Here is a 13,114-nt window from a genome sequence, read left to right on the forward strand (position 1 = left end):
ATGGTCAGGAAGCTCTCCAGAAAGGACGTCGTCATTGTCGGTTTCGGTTGGACCGGCGCGATAATGGGGAACGAGCTCACTGACGAGGGGCTCGATGTCATCGCCATCGAACGCGGCCCTTGGCGCGACGCCCCGACAGATTTTCCGCCAAGCTACATGCAGGACGAACTTCGCTACCGCATTCGGCACGAGCTATTCCTGCGCCCAGACCAGCTGACATTCACTTTCCGGAACAAGACGAGTCAGACTGCGCTTCCAATCCGGAGCTGGGGTGCGTTCATGCCGCCCAATGGCGTCGGCGGCGGCGGTGTCCATTGGAATGGCGAAATGTGGCGGTTTTTGCCGAGTGATTTCGTACTGAAGACGCATCTCACGGAGCGCTATGGTGCGTCCTTCCTGCCATCCGATATGACTATTCAGGACTGGGGCGTGACCTATGATGATCTTGAGCCGCATTACGATCGCTTCGAGTATCTTTGTGGCACGTCGGGTACCGCAGGAAACCTAGGAGGGGAGATTCAGGAGGGCGGAAATCCCTTTGAAGGGCCGCGCTCGCGTCCCTATCCCACGCCGGCGCAGCAACAGCCGTTCAGCCATAGCTTGTTTGGCAAGGCCGCGCGGGAGCTGGGCTACAAGCCGTTTCCGCAGCCTTCCGGCAATCTTTCGCAAGCCTACACCAATCCACTCGGTCTACGACTTGGACCTTGTACCTATTGCGGGTTTTGCGAATGGTTTGGCTGCGGCAACTATTCGAAGGCAAGTCCGCAGACGACAATCTTGCCTCATCTGGTTCGAAAGCCGAACTTCAGCCTGCGAGACAATTCAGAGGTCGTTCGGATCAATCTGGATCGTGCAGGAAAGCGGGCGACTGGCGTGACGTTCGTCGACTCCAGCGGCGAGGAATGGGAGCAACAGGCCGACCTGGTGATCCTATCCGCCTATGCATTGTTCAACGTACAACTTCTTCTCCATTCGAAGATCGGGCAACCCTACGATCCGTTCACAAATACAGGAGTCGTGGGGCGCAACTACACCCACCAAACCATCTCGACCGTGAACGGGTTTTTCGACAACAAGAAGTTTAACTTCAATCCGTTCATCGGATCCGGGTCGATCGGAATGTGCATCGACGAATTCAATGGAGACAACTTCGATCATGGCCCGCATGGTTTCGTGGGAGGTGGCTATGTCGGGCAGGTGCAGACAGGTGCCCGCCCGATCGAGAGCACATTGGTTCCCCCCGGCACCCCCAAATGGGGGGCCGAGTGGAAGAAGGCCGTCAAGGATAACTATCTCAGCACCGTAAAGCCCGGCACCGGTGTGCACGGAAGCTTCTACGCCTATCGCGACATCTACCTCGATCTTGATCCCACTTATAAGGACCGCTTCGGGCGTCCACTGATGCGGATCACGATGGATCTCAAGGAGAACGAGATCAAACAAAATAAATTCCTTACCGACAAATTTGCAGAAATCATCAAGGCCATGGGTGCGGAAAAACTCGCAGTCCAGTATCGTACCGCGCCCTATGATATAACGACCTATCAGACGACGCATCTGAACGGCGGCGCTATCATGGGCACCGATCCCAAGACCAGCGTCCTCAATCGCTATTTGCAGAGTTGGGACGTTCCAAACTTGTTCGTCATGGGGGCAAGCGCGTTCCCGCAGAACGCCGGTTACAATCCTACGCTCACGGTTGGAGCACTTGCCTACTGGTCGGTCGCTGCGATCCGTACTCAGTACCTGAAGAACCCGGGAAGGCTCGTCGATGCATAGAGCCTACCGCGCGCCAACTCTCGGAATCGCGAGCCTTCTTTCAGCCGCTATAGTGTGTAGTGCATATGCCAGCGCCTCGGACCCGCAAGAATTCACGGCGATCGAGCGAGGACGCTACCTGTCGGTCCTATCGGATTGCGGCGGATGCCATACCGCTCCCGGGGGGCGGCCATTCGCAGGAGGGCGTCCGATCGAAACGCCATTCGGGAGCATTGTCGCTCCCAACATCACGCCAGACCCGGAGACGGGTATCGGAGCGTGGACGGATGATCAATTTGATGCCGCGGTGAGGAGGGGCATCGGATGGAATGGCACGCACCTGTATCCGGCGATGCCCTACAATGCGTATACCCGGATGTCGCGCGATGACGTGCTGTCGGTTCGCGCCTATCTTAACTCGCTCGATCCAGTTCGCAAACCGCGCAGTCGCAATACGCTTCCCTTTCCATTCAACGTCCGCAAGCTTATGGCTGTGTGGAACAAGCTGTACTTTGCGGCGACTGAGTACGAACCCGACCCAACAAGGTCCCCAGAATGGAATCGGGGCAAGTTCATCGTGGATGGGCCCGCGCATTGCGGCGCCTGTCATACGCCGAAGACAATGCTGGGAGGCGACCGTACGGATCAATACTTGCAGGGAGCCAATCTCCAAGGCTGGTCTGCGCCAGATATAACGAACAATGCTCGCACGGGACTTGGTAGCTGGACGGCTGAGGATATTGCGCTCTACCTCAAGACCGGGCACAACCGCATGTCTGCGGCTACTGGGCCGATGGCGGAAGCAGTCGAGCTGTCCACATCCAGGATGACCGACGCGGACACGACGGCGATCGCCACGTACTTGAAATCGCTGCCAGGCAAAGCTGAAGAGAGGAGCGCGCCCTCGGTCGATGGAAATATGATGGCCGCGGGCGGCGCTATCTATCGGGACCAGTGTTCCGCATGCCATGGCATTGAAGGCAAGGGTGTCGCCCATCTTTTTCCGTCCCTTAGCGCGTCCGCGATGGTCCGCTCAGATGATCCGACAACGGTGATCCGAATGCTGCTTCGAGGTGCGCGCAGTGCAAGCACGGATGCCGAGCCGACAGCTGCAGGTATGCCGTCATACGCGTGGCTGCTTGATGATGGCCAGATCGCGGCCGTACTCAATTATGTGAGAAATAGCTGGGGAGCCGCATCACCAGCCATTGCAGCGAGGGATGTTACCCGAGTTCGATCCGAGACCGCATCCCGCGCCGATTGAGACGGCTATCGAACCGCATGTTATGCCTAAAGACGGTATCGAGCGAGGCGCGACAGCAATAGCCAAGGCTGCGGCACGAGCGGTGGACTGGCTGCTGCCGCTCCTCTGATGTTCTGTCATCTCTGAGGGCGTGCTGCTGAGCCCGAGCAGTGCGCCTTGATCCTCATGCGAACGCCTCGGCGGCAGTCTTTGACGATGGTCCGTCCGGTGGCTCCTCAACTCGGCGGGATCGCAGGGCATTTGCGGCGCAGCTGTATGGTGCCGTCGAGGCAAAGCCCTCGGCGCGTCCTCCTGCCATCGGAGCGAAGAACGAACCGGTGGGCTGGCTACACATGTAACTGTAAGTTCGCAGCTGGCAATTCGCCCGTCATGGTGGCCACCTAGGAGAGCTAAGTGGCTGCAATACCAACAGTCTCAAATGAGAGACTGCGTGAGATGATCGTCTTTCAGCCGATCGCTGCTGTAATTTCACTTTCATGGCGAGGATAGCTTGAGTAGTCCTTGCGAAGACAAGAGGCGAACAGGATGGCTAGGATAGTGGACGAGCAGTCATTCGATGATATGCAGGCATATTGCCGTACAACGACAGCTTCCGATTCGCTTCTGCTGCAAGCGCGGCCGAACGTTTTACTCGTGACTTCCACGATCATGTCGTAGGTCGGCGCCTTGCACTCACGTTCTAGTCAACAGGACGCGTGCGGTACGTCTCGGAATAGCGCGACAATTTCAAGTTTCCTCAGCCGACGGAGAATTGACGGCGGACTCTTGTCCGCTTTCGTCGAGTTCACGGCCAGGTGGTGCCGACTCGACCGCCATGCCGTACGCCTCATAGTCAAGTTGGTGAACGCTCGCTTCGGCATGTCCGCCGAAGGCCGCTCCGGTGCAGAACTTCAACTCGACCCGTTGCACGATCCCGTGATTTGGAAGTGGATTGATGGTCCGCTGAAGCCCCCGGACGACACGTAGCACAACTCTGAGGACCGTCACGCAGAGCCGACGCTCTGCGCGACGTGGTCCGCGCTGCGATCACCTGGACGGCAGCATGGCTTCGCGCGATATTCCGCAACCGCGTCACAGCCAACATTGCTGGCAGCGTCGGTCGCGCGCGAGTGCGCTTGGTCCTGCCATATCGCTGGGATGTGCAGCTTACTCATTCACGAATTGCTGTTCTTTCACTTCCTTCCGGTCGCAAATGGCGCGTATTTTGGACCACGAACTCTCATGGAGACTGGCCCAGAAATTAGATCGTTGCGTTTGCGGGACTCGAACGCGGCATTCTTTTCGCACTCCGAGACGCCATGCGGCTTTGCTGCGGAGGCGCACTTCAGGAGAGACAGGCCGTGGTGAGCCTAGAGCGTAGCTGCGAGGAGTTTTACGATTTTGCGAGGATCAGCTAACGGGCCGCAGCGCAGCCGGTGCGATTGAAGATGCCACCGAGAACTGTGCTCATCTGCCTAATCCGACTACCGAGGGAGAACCCCATGAAGCTTCGTACCACTCTCGCCCGTGCCGTCCTTGCTTTGGTTGTCGGATCCGCCTCCGTGCCGAAGGGGCAGGCCGAGACTGCAAAGCCTGACCCTGCAGGGGCGGTTTCGAATCCCATTGAGCTGTCAGGCGTAACAGTTCCTGACAGCAAACTGGCTCGCGACGCAGCTCAGGTTGTTCGCCAGGCCGAAGGCGATTTGCTTTTTCAACATTCCATGCGCGTCTATTATTGGGCGGCGTTGGCCGGAAGGCGGAAGGGTCTGGCTTTCGATCCGGAACTTCTCTTCGTCGCAGCGATCTTCCATGACTATGGGCTGACGGATGGATATGGCGAAAGCCACTTGCGCTATGAAGTGGATGGCGCGAACGCTGCACGTGCCTTTTTGCAGAACGAAGGCATTTCTGAAGCTGATCGCCAAAACGTCTGGCTTGCGATCGCACTGCATACAACGAACGGGATCTCTCCGCATCTGTACCCGATTGCAGCGCTCCTCGCCGAAGCAGCCAATATGGACCTTGTCGGCGCGGGCTTTGACGACTTCACTGCGGAGCAGCGGAGCGCCGTCGAGGCGGCTTATCCGCGGCCGCCCCAATTCGCGGAAGGCTTTCTGCAGGCCCTGTACGACAGCCTCAAGCACCGCCCAGAGACCACCCAGGGCACGGGCTTGGCTGACGTATTGGCCTACAAGGACCCAAATTTCCGTCGTAGGGACTTCAGCAGCCTCATGCGGAACTCACGCTGGGTTGCTGGACAATAGCCGAGGCGGTCAGGTCTGGCAGGCGCCAGCGGCGCCCGTCATGTTGGGGTCGCGGTGGAGAGCTGCGCAGCGGACAATCTCGCCGCGGGCGAGCTACTGATCGAGGAGAGTTGTCAGCTCGGCGCCCTCGTCAGCAACGACCACAGCGATCAGCTCGGCTGGTTCCGTATTGCTGGCGTTTGCTGAGACGACGTGGGTCGATCCCGGTGGTTCGAAGAAGGACTGTCCAACCCCAAACGTTTCGACCGGGCCGCCGCCGAGCTGCGAACGAATCTCTCCCTTCGTAATGTAGGCCGTGACCGAGCCACCATGCCGGTGGGGAGGGGTGAATCCGCCGGGCCCATAGGTCACGCGGACGACGGTCACGCGCTTTCCGGGAACGTCGGAAAGGGCGTGGGACGAGATCACCTCGACGTTGTTCGCCGGGGATCCTGCGCCAATGCCGACCGAGCACAAAGGCTCTGCGACTCCGCTAGCTGGATCGAAAGCAATAGGCAGGGTCTTCGCGACCGCTACTGCGCAAGCGAGTCCTGCCGCCAGCGCGAGAAACAGGTGGTTCCAATCCCGCTCGCTGAAGCCTCTCATTTTCAAGATTGCCGTCATCGCTGTAGGACTCCTTCGTATACCAAGCATGAGGGGAAGCTCTGAAGCTTACCCGACCGGAGTTGCCGGCGCGAAGACCGCCAGCGGAGTCGGATCGCGGCTGGGTGCCGGGGGAATCTTCCCGTCGATATCGGTGAAGCCGTATTCAGCCGCCAGTTCGGAAGCAAGCAGGATCTGTCCGGTCTTTGTCATTACGTTGGAGTCGGACGCGAGTGCTGCGACAGCACGCCCGACAAAGAGAGGCGTCTCGCCTCGCTCAGCGATCATGGTAGCCAATGCAGGGGGAACGCGTTCGGGCTGCGCCGCCAGTTTCTCGCTCTTGATATAACCGGGCCATATCGAGACGGCCGCAATTCCATATGACTTCAACTCGTGTGCCATATCGCGGGCCATCCGGTCCACGGCCGATTTCTGTACGCCGAACGGCACATTGAATGTGTAGCGGATGCCACCACCCGAAGACGTGTTGACGATCAGACCGTGCTTTTCGGCCAGCATCAAAGGAACGGCAAATTGACTCGTGATGAAGTGCGAGCGCAGGCCGACGCGTTGCATGGTATCCCACACCGAGGCTGGAAGCTGCCAGAATGGCACGTTGACCGGCATGACGCTTGGGGCAGCGAAAACATTGTTCACAAGCACATCCAGGCGGCCGTACTCATGTCGAATGCGGTCGAACACATCTTTGACCGAGGCATCGTCGCCGTGATCGCACAGGAGCCCGATGCCCTTGCCTCCGGCATGGTCGATCGCCGCAACGGTCTCATCCAATGATCCCGGCCACTCGGACCCGCCGCTATTGCGTGTTCGCGCTGTCACGATGACGAGGGCGCCCGCTTCGGCGAGACCGAGGGCGATACCTTTTCCAACGCCGCGGCTTGCACCTGTCACCAGTGCCACACAGTCCTTCAGAGGTTTGTCTGTCATCCGATCCGCACTCAGATCCTCGGCAGGCGTCTTGACACGAAATCTTCCTAGGAAGATAGTAAGCGCAATTCGAGCGCGGGTCAACAAGGGAGCGGAACGATGGTCACCACGGAAGAGAATGAGCTGTTGTGCCGAGTCACTGGCGACGCCCCGATGGGGCGCATGCTCCGCCAGCATTATTGGCTGCCGGCCGTTCTCTCCGTTCGGGTTCGCAGAGGGGAAGCTCCCGTCCGGGTCAAATTGTTTGGACGCAACTTCGTGGCGTTCAGAGGCAGGGACGGAGCCGTCGGCTTCCTTGATGAGGCATGCCCGCATCGCGGGGCATCGCTCGCGCTGGCGCGGGTAGAGGATTGCTCTCTCACATGTTTGTTTCACGGTTGGAAAATCAGTGTGCGGGGCGAGGTGCTCGACGTTCCGAATGAGCCCAACAACCCGAAGGAGTTTGCGAAAACTGTTAAGGCAAGGTCGTATCCGGCCCGGGAGGGAGCCGGCCTGATCTGGGTGTGGCTTGGCGAGGGGACTGCACCGCCGCCGCCCGACTTCGAATGGATGGATCTGCCGGCCGATCAAGTCTACGCTGCCGGCATCGAACTGAACGCAAATTGGCTTCAGGGCGTGGAGGCGACGATCGATTCCTCGCATGTCGCGTTGCTGCACCAGAGCTGGACCACGAGCTCCGCAACCGATTTCGCGGCCACCCGGCAGAATACCGCCGTTAGCTATGAGTTCGAGAGGAAGCCGTACGGTTTTCGCGCCGCAGCGCTGCGCTCCACACCGGATGGATCACGCCTTGCTCGCGTGACGGAATTCATCATGCCCTATTATGGGCTGATTGCGCCGATCTACTCCGGGCCGCAGCAGGACCGCACCGCTATCATTGCGGTACCGATCGACGACGAGAATCTCATTCAATGGTACATCTACTACAATCCGGAAAAGCCGGTGGATTCCTGGCGCAAGACCCAGCGCGCCAACCAATGGCCAATGGCAGGTGGACTACTTGGCGACGCCAGCAACAACTGGGGCCAGAACCGTCAGATCATGGACGCCGGAAATAGCACAGGCTTCCACGAGATCGTCATCGAGGACTTTGTTGTAATGGTCAGCATGGGGCCGATCGTAGATCGCTCGAAGGAGTATCTGTGCTCAGCCGACCAGGCAATCGTGCGTGTGCGTCGGCAGCTCCTTGAAGAGGTACGCGGTTTCATGAACGGCAACACGCCAAAGAGCGCGCAAAGTGAGGCCATGTCCTACAAGGATATTCGCGCTGTAGGTGGCCGGCTTGCGTCACAATCGGATGACTGGCGTCAGCTCGCCCAATGATTGGGCCAATCGCGAGCGTTGTCGGGGACCGGCACGCTTGCCTCTGCTGAGGGAACATCATGACGAGCAGCTGGAAACACTTATGCGCCGCCGCAAAGCTCGCCGAGGGAGAGCCTGTGGGCTTCCAGCTCGATGATCAGCGCGTTGCGGTCTACAAAATTGGCGACGAGATTTTTGCGACGGACGACGTGTGCTCGCATGCGTTCGCCCTTCTTTCAACCGGCTTTCTCGATGAACACGTCATTGAGTGTCCTCTTCACGGCGGGATGTTCGACGTGAGAACGGGGAAATGCCGGTCCGGGGGCTACAAGGATATCAGGACCTTCCCTGTCGAGGTGCGCCAAGGGGAAATCTTCGTGAACCTCGCGAGCGCCGAAGACGAAGCAAGTGCTGCCTAATCGGGTTGGAGGACTCTAGCGAATGAGCGGGCTCGTCGTCATCGGAGCGTCCTACGCTGGAATTCAGGCGGCACTCGCTGCGCGCGAGGCCGGGTACATGGAAGCGGTGACGGTCATTGCCGACGAGACATGGCTCCCTTACGAAAGACCGCCACTATCCAAGGATTTCCTGCTCGGCCGTACCCGCGAGAGCGACTTGATACTGCACAACAGCGCCTTCTTCGTCACCAACCGGATCGAACTTGAACTGGGCTGCCGCGCCATCGGAATTGATCTGCATGCGCGGCGAGTAGGCCTGCAGTCCGGGCTCGATCTGCACTTTGACCGGCTCGTCATCGCCACCGGCTCGCGCGCAAAGCGGCTGGACGTAACTGGGGACGATCTGGACGGCGTGTGTTATCTGCGAGCGCTCGACGAGGCGATTGATCTTAAGATGCGGCTCAGGGACGCGAAGGAGATCGTCGTGGTTGGGGGCGGGTTCATCGGTCTTGAGGTCGCATCGTCGGCGGTAGGATTGGGCAAGAAAGTAACCCTTGTAGAGGCGGCTCGACGACTGCTCGAGAGAGCAGTCTGCCCGGTCGTGTCGCATTATTTATTCGATGCCCATATGAAGGCGGGCGTCGACGTGCGGCTTGGGGAGACAGTTGCGTCATTTTTTGGAAAGGCCGGGCAGGTTGCCGCAGTGGTCCTCTCGAGCGGAGAGGCCCTTTGTGCCGATCTCGTCCTGGTCGGAATCGGCGGCATCGCCAATGACGAGCTAGGGGCTGCGGCAGGCTTGAATTGCGCAAACGGCATTGTTGTTGACCGGCAAGGACGAACCAATGTCCCGGACGTTTTTTCCGCAGGTGACTGCACAAATCAGTATAGCCGCATCGCGGGACGCCGAGTTAGACTGGAGTCCGTGCAGAATGCGCAGGACCAGGGTAAGGCGGTCGGCATTGCGGTGGCCGGAGGCGAGCACCTGCCTGATTGTGTTCCCCGATTTTGGTCGGATCAATTCGACACGAGGCTCCAGACTGTAGGCCTCTCCACAGGGTGCGACCAAGTGGTTGTGCGTGGCTCGGTGGACGAGGGCAAGTTCTCGGCTTTTCAATACAGGGGTGGCAGCTTGATCGCGGTGGATGGAATAAATTCGCCGGGCGAGCAGATGGTCGCGCGCCGACTCATCCGCCTCGGCCTGTCGCCGTCTCCCGAGCAGGCGGCCGATAAATCCTTCGACCTGAAGTCGCTGCTAAAGACAGCGGAGCAGACTGGAGCTTCAGCTGGAACGACATCTATTCCGCCGCAGTGACCCTGGCCGGCTTTTTTACCTTTGTCAGCCTCACGGCCAAGAGCTTGCGAAGGCTGCGGTCGAGGGCGGCGATTTCCGTGCGGCTCAGGCCGCTCGCTTGCCTGACGCTCTCGACCACCTTGGCGATCTCGGCAATGCCGCGATCTGCCGTGGCGAGCCCCTTTGCCGTCAGGCGAACGAGCTCCGAGCGGCCGTCATCACTCGCCGAGACACGCAAGACGAACCCGCCGTCCTGAAGTCTCGCCACGCGCTTGGTCATGGCTCCGGAAGTGACGAGCAGAGCACGGAACAAATCCGTGGGACGGAGCTCATAAGGTTTACCGGATCGCCTAAGCGCGAGAAGAACGTGGAGCTCGCCGGTGTGGAGCCCAATCGTCTTCGAAATCTCGTGCACGCGCCTCTCGTGGAGCAGGTTGACCCGCTCGAGCCGCAACAAGGTACAGGCCATCGCAAGATCGAGGTCCGGACGCTGCTGAAGCCAGGCGGCCTCGATGTCGTCGTATAGCGCGTGCGCTGTCGCTAACGGCTCGGTGCCGCGTTGCGCTGGCGCGATCTTCTCTTTCATGTTTCCGCACTCTCCTCCGCCTCCCTTCCCAAGAAGGCGCTTCCCACGCCGCAACCTAGCATGACCGGCTTTCGATGTCGCGCGCCAGCGCATGGTGTGGCCTGCCCTCCGCTGGACATCGGGAGCGGGCCCGCCGAGACGGTGCGGCTTGACAGAAAATTATCTTCCTGAGAAGAATAACACCAGAAAGAAACATAATGCGGAGAGGAGCGAAAATGCGACCGTCGCATCTGGCATATGTTCTAGTCGCCACATTCATCGCGATGTGCTCGGCGAGCGCAGCGGAGGTCGACTTGGTGCTGGGGCAGACAATGCCATACAGCGGACCGGCCTCCGCACTCAGCGCCGTGGGTAAGGTCCAGGCCCGCTATTTCGAGATGATCAATGACATGGGCGGTATCAACGGGCGCAAAGTCAAGCTCATTTCATTGGATGATGGATACAGCCCGCCGAAGGCCGTCGAGCAAATTCGTAGGCTGGTCGAGAATGATGAGGCCGTGGCGATTTTCGGCAGCGTCGGCACCGCACAGAATGCGGCCGTGCAGAAGTACCTCAACAGCCGAAAAATCCCCCAGCTCTTCGTCTTTGCGGCAAGCGATCGCTTCGCGGATCCCAAGACCAGTCCGTACACACTCTCCGGGATGACCCTGTTCAGTACCGAGGCAGCGATCTATGCGCGGCTCGTCGCCGCAACGCAGCCTCAGGCCCGGGTGGCTGTACTCTACCAAAACGACGATTATGGTCGCGAATACTTTCGCAGCTTCAAGGCCGAATTGTCGCGGGTGGATGCCACGGCTGAAATCGTCGCTGCGGCGCCTTATGAGGTGACCTCACCGACAGTTGAATCTCAAATCATCTCGCTCGCGAACACCGATGCCAACGTCTTCTTGAATGCCTCTACCGGAAAGTTTACATCCCAGGCGATTCGCAAAGCAGGCGAACTCGGCTGGAAAGCGCAACAGTTCCTACCTATCGGTAGCAATTTTGTCGCCACGATCCTCCGTCCCGCGGGTCTGGAATATGCCAAGGGCGCGATCTCAGCCACCCCGACCAAGACGGTCGGAGATCCCGAATGGGCGAATGATCCCGATTATCGGGAGTGGCTCGCGTTCATGAAAAAGTATTATCCGGACGGTGATCTTGAGGACCAGCTTAATTTTTCCGGCTGGAACATCGCGGTATTGATGACCAAAGTTCTTCAGGCCTGTGGCACGGACTTCTCGCGCGAGAACATTTTGAAGCACGCAACGTCTCTGAGAAACCTGTCGCTTCCGGGGCTGATACCCGGTATCACGATCAACACGAGTCCTACTGACTACCGCCTGATAAAATCGCTTCGGCCGGCGCGTTTCGACGGCACTCGATGGGTGCCGTTGTCCGGGGTAATAGAAGTCGAGTAAGGCCGGCCCGCGCGGCGCTCGAGGACTGTCTTGCGAAACGCAAATTGCTTTCAGATATCTCATTGCGGCAGCAGGAAGGCTCGGTCGCCGCGACCCTATTTTGGAAAGTGCGGTTGACGGCCGTGACGGAGAGATCGACTGGACAGGAGTGCACGCTCCGTGATTGAGCGGGGCGTGCGGACGGCCCGTCCTGTCGGTTTCGAATACGCCAGGGCCTCTTGTGGTGCCCGGACGAGCTGCATAATGCCGCGCCAGACTGGAGAGGCAGCAAGAGGTGCCAGTACAAACTGTCGCGATCATCGTCTGTGAGGGGGTGCAGGCCCTGGATGTGGCGGGACCAATGGACGTGTTCAGTGAGGCGAACACGTTTCTCGAAAGTGCCGACCGCTACGAAACAGTATTGGTTGCCGCTCACCGCAATCCGCTGCGCGCCTCGAACGGCATACGACTGCTGGCCGATCTCACCCTTGAAGAGGCGGACGGCGGTTTTGATATCATTCTCGTGGCGGGAACCCCAACTCCGCCGGAAGCGGAGCCCGAACCGTCACTGGTTCGGTGGGTCAAGGAGTTGCCGTGGCGCTCAAGCGTCTATGGATCGATCTGCACGGGGGCTTTTATCCTTGGTTATGCGGGTCTTCTCGACGATCGGCGTGTCACAACCCATTGGCAGGATGCGCAGGCGCTGGCGGCGCGCTTCCCAAAGGCCAAGGTCGAACCTGACTTGATCTATGTGCGCGATGGCCGGCTGATCACCGCAGCCGGTGTCACGGCCGGGATAGACTTGGGCTTGGCGCTCGTTGGCCAGCGACATGGCGCAGAAACGGCGCTCAAGGTCGCCAAGCGGCTGGTTGTCGTTGCCCAGCGCCAGGGCGGACAATCCCAGTTTAGCCCATATCTCACGGCACCTGCTGATCCGGAATCGCCGATCGCACGGATCCAGGACCATGTCATGGCCAATATTGGGGATCGCCACACACTCGAGACCCTTGCCTCCGTCGCAGGTATGAGCGCACGGAATCTCGCCCGGCATTTCGTGCAGGTGACCGGAATCACACCGCACGACTTCATCGAGCGCGCCCGCATCGATGCAGCGCGAATGATGCTGGAAGGAAGCGACCGGCCGCTGAAGGCGGTCGCCTTCGACTGCGGTTTCGGCTCGGCGGACCGGATGCGGCTCGTTTTCAGCAGCCGTCTCGGTGTGACCCCTGTCCAATACCGCGCCAGCTTCCGGCGGACGGTGCCGGAATAGATCGCGAGCTATTCCGCGCGCAAACCGCCGGCGCCCGCCGCGAACGCCCCGACGCAATTTGTCTGGAAATGATGTGCAGCTGTCCTGATCCGC

General features: G+C 59.5%; 11 protein-coding genes and 1 pseudogene. 9 read left to right on the forward strand and 3 right to left on the reverse strand.

Annotation, left to right across the window (positions count from 1 at the left end; all coding sequences use genetic code 11):
• From P6U23_RS11545 to P6U23_RS11555, 3 genes are all read left to right on the forward strand, one after another.
• The gene (locus tag P6U23_RS11545) at positions 1-1,779 is read left to right on the forward strand and encodes a GMC family oxidoreductase (RefSeq protein ID WP_407179879.1); all 1,779 of its coding nucleotides are present in this window, start codon (positions 1-3) and stop codon (positions 1,777-1,779) included.
• Positions 1,772-3,022: a c-type cytochrome gene (locus P6U23_RS11550; protein ID WP_407179880.1), complete on the forward strand. Its 1,251-nt coding sequence runs from the start codon at positions 1,772-1,774 to the stop codon at positions 3,020-3,022. The genes P6U23_RS11545 and P6U23_RS11550 overlap by 8 nt, the downstream gene beginning before the upstream one ends.
• Positions 3,023-4,503: 1,481 nt before the next feature.
• Entirely contained in the window at positions 4,504-5,265 is a 762-nt protein-coding gene (locus tag P6U23_RS11555; protein WP_407179882.1) for an HD domain-containing protein, read from the forward strand.
• Between the two features lie 93 nt (positions 5,266-5,358).
• On the opposite strand, the gene P6U23_RS11560 is transcribed toward P6U23_RS11555, so the two are convergent.
• Positions 5,359-5,868 (reverse strand): cupin domain-containing protein, encoded by a 510-nt coding sequence (locus P6U23_RS11560; RefSeq protein WP_407179883.1) that lies wholly within the window; start codon positions 5,866-5,868, stop codon positions 5,359-5,361.
• Between the two features lie 48 nt (positions 5,869-5,916).
• Positions 5,917-6,795 carry an SDR family NAD(P)-dependent oxidoreductase gene (locus P6U23_RS11565; protein ID WP_407179885.1) on the reverse strand — a complete coding sequence of 293 codons (879 nt, stop codon included), beginning with the start codon at positions 6,793-6,795 and terminating at the stop codon, positions 5,917-5,919.
• Between the two features lie 162 nt (positions 6,796-6,957).
• Between P6U23_RS11565 and P6U23_RS11570 the strand changes: the two are divergent.
• The 4 genes and pseudogenes from P6U23_RS11570 to P6U23_RS11585 all read left to right on the forward strand — a co-directional run.
• A pseudogene (locus P6U23_RS11570) lies at positions 6,958-7,164 on the forward strand (Rieske 2Fe-2S domain-containing protein); the annotation flags it as partial.
• 180 nt (positions 7,165-7,344) lie between these two features.
• Entirely contained in the window at positions 7,345-8,118 is a 774-nt protein-coding gene (locus P6U23_RS11575; RefSeq protein WP_407181417.1) for a hypothetical protein, read from the forward strand.
• Between the two features lie 59 nt (positions 8,119-8,177).
• A complete protein-coding gene (locus P6U23_RS11580) occupies positions 8,178-8,516 on the forward strand; it encodes a non-heme iron oxygenase ferredoxin subunit (RefSeq protein WP_407179887.1) in 339 nt (112 codons plus the stop codon).
• A gap of 22 nt (positions 8,517-8,538) precedes the next feature.
• Positions 8,539-9,807: an NAD(P)/FAD-dependent oxidoreductase gene (locus tag P6U23_RS11585; RefSeq protein ID WP_407179888.1), complete on the forward strand. Its 1,269-nt coding sequence runs from the start codon at positions 8,539-8,541 to the stop codon at positions 9,805-9,807.
• On the opposite strand, the gene P6U23_RS11590 is transcribed toward P6U23_RS11585, so the two are convergent.
• Positions 9,791-10,372 (reverse strand): MarR family winged helix-turn-helix transcriptional regulator, encoded by a 582-nt coding sequence (locus P6U23_RS11590; RefSeq protein ID WP_407179890.1) that lies wholly within the window; start codon positions 10,370-10,372, stop codon positions 9,791-9,793. The genes P6U23_RS11585 and P6U23_RS11590 overlap by 17 nt on opposite strands.
• Before the next feature lie 215 nt (positions 10,373-10,587).
• Here P6U23_RS11590 and P6U23_RS11595 point away from each other — a divergent pair, with 215 nt between their 5' ends.
• Complete coding sequence (locus P6U23_RS11595) at positions 10,588-11,772, forward strand: ABC transporter substrate-binding protein (RefSeq protein WP_407179892.1); 1,185 nt, start codon at positions 10,588-10,590, stop codon at positions 11,770-11,772.
• 274 nt (positions 11,773-12,046) lie between these two features.
• On the forward strand, positions 12,047-13,021 hold the full coding sequence (locus P6U23_RS11600; RefSeq protein WP_407179894.1) for a GlxA family transcriptional regulator: 975 nt from the start codon (positions 12,047-12,049) through the stop codon (positions 13,019-13,021).
• Positions 13,022-13,114: the final 93 nt, after the last annotated feature.

The organism is Bradyrhizobium sp. STM 3562 (genome assembly GCF_045571435.1).
GTDB lineage: Bacteria > Pseudomonadota > Alphaproteobacteria > Rhizobiales > Xanthobacteraceae > Bradyrhizobium.

What these genes read in the sequence shown, in the direction of transcription:
- P6U23_RS11550 (WP_407179880.1), top strand. Translation starts at nt 1,772, where the DNA reads ATGCATAGAGCCTACCGCGCGCCAACTCTCGGAATCGCGAGCCTTCTT.
- P6U23_RS11575 (WP_407181417.1), top strand. Translation starts at nt 7,345, where the DNA reads ATGGATCTGCCGGCCGATCAAGTCTACGCTGCCGGCATCGAACTGAAC.
- P6U23_RS11545 (WP_407179879.1), top strand. Translation starts at nt 1, where the DNA reads ATGGTCAGGAAGCTCTCCAGAAAGGACGTCGTCATTGTCGGTTTCGGT.
- P6U23_RS11595 (WP_407179892.1), top strand. Translation starts at nt 10,588, where the DNA reads ATGCGACCGTCGCATCTGGCATATGTTCTAGTCGCCACATTCATCGCG.
- P6U23_RS11590 (WP_407179890.1), bottom strand. Translation starts at nt 10,372, where the DNA reads ATGAAAGAGAAGATCGCGCCAGCGCAACGCGGCACCGAGCCGTTAGCG.
- P6U23_RS11560 (WP_407179883.1), bottom strand. Translation starts at nt 5,868, where the DNA reads ATGACGGCAATCTTGAAAATGAGAGGCTTCAGCGAGCGGGATTGGAAC.
- P6U23_RS11565 (WP_407179885.1), bottom strand. Translation starts at nt 6,795, where the DNA reads ATGACAGACAAACCTCTGAAGGACTGTGTGGCACTGGTGACAGGTGCA.
- P6U23_RS11585 (WP_407179888.1), top strand. Translation starts at nt 8,539, where the DNA reads ATGAGCGGGCTCGTCGTCATCGGAGCGTCCTACGCTGGAATTCAGGCG.
- P6U23_RS11555 (WP_407179882.1), top strand. Translation starts at nt 4,504, where the DNA reads ATGAAGCTTCGTACCACTCTCGCCCGTGCCGTCCTTGCTTTGGTTGTC.
- P6U23_RS11580 (WP_407179887.1), top strand. Translation starts at nt 8,178, where the DNA reads ATGACGAGCAGCTGGAAACACTTATGCGCCGCCGCAAAGCTCGCCGAG.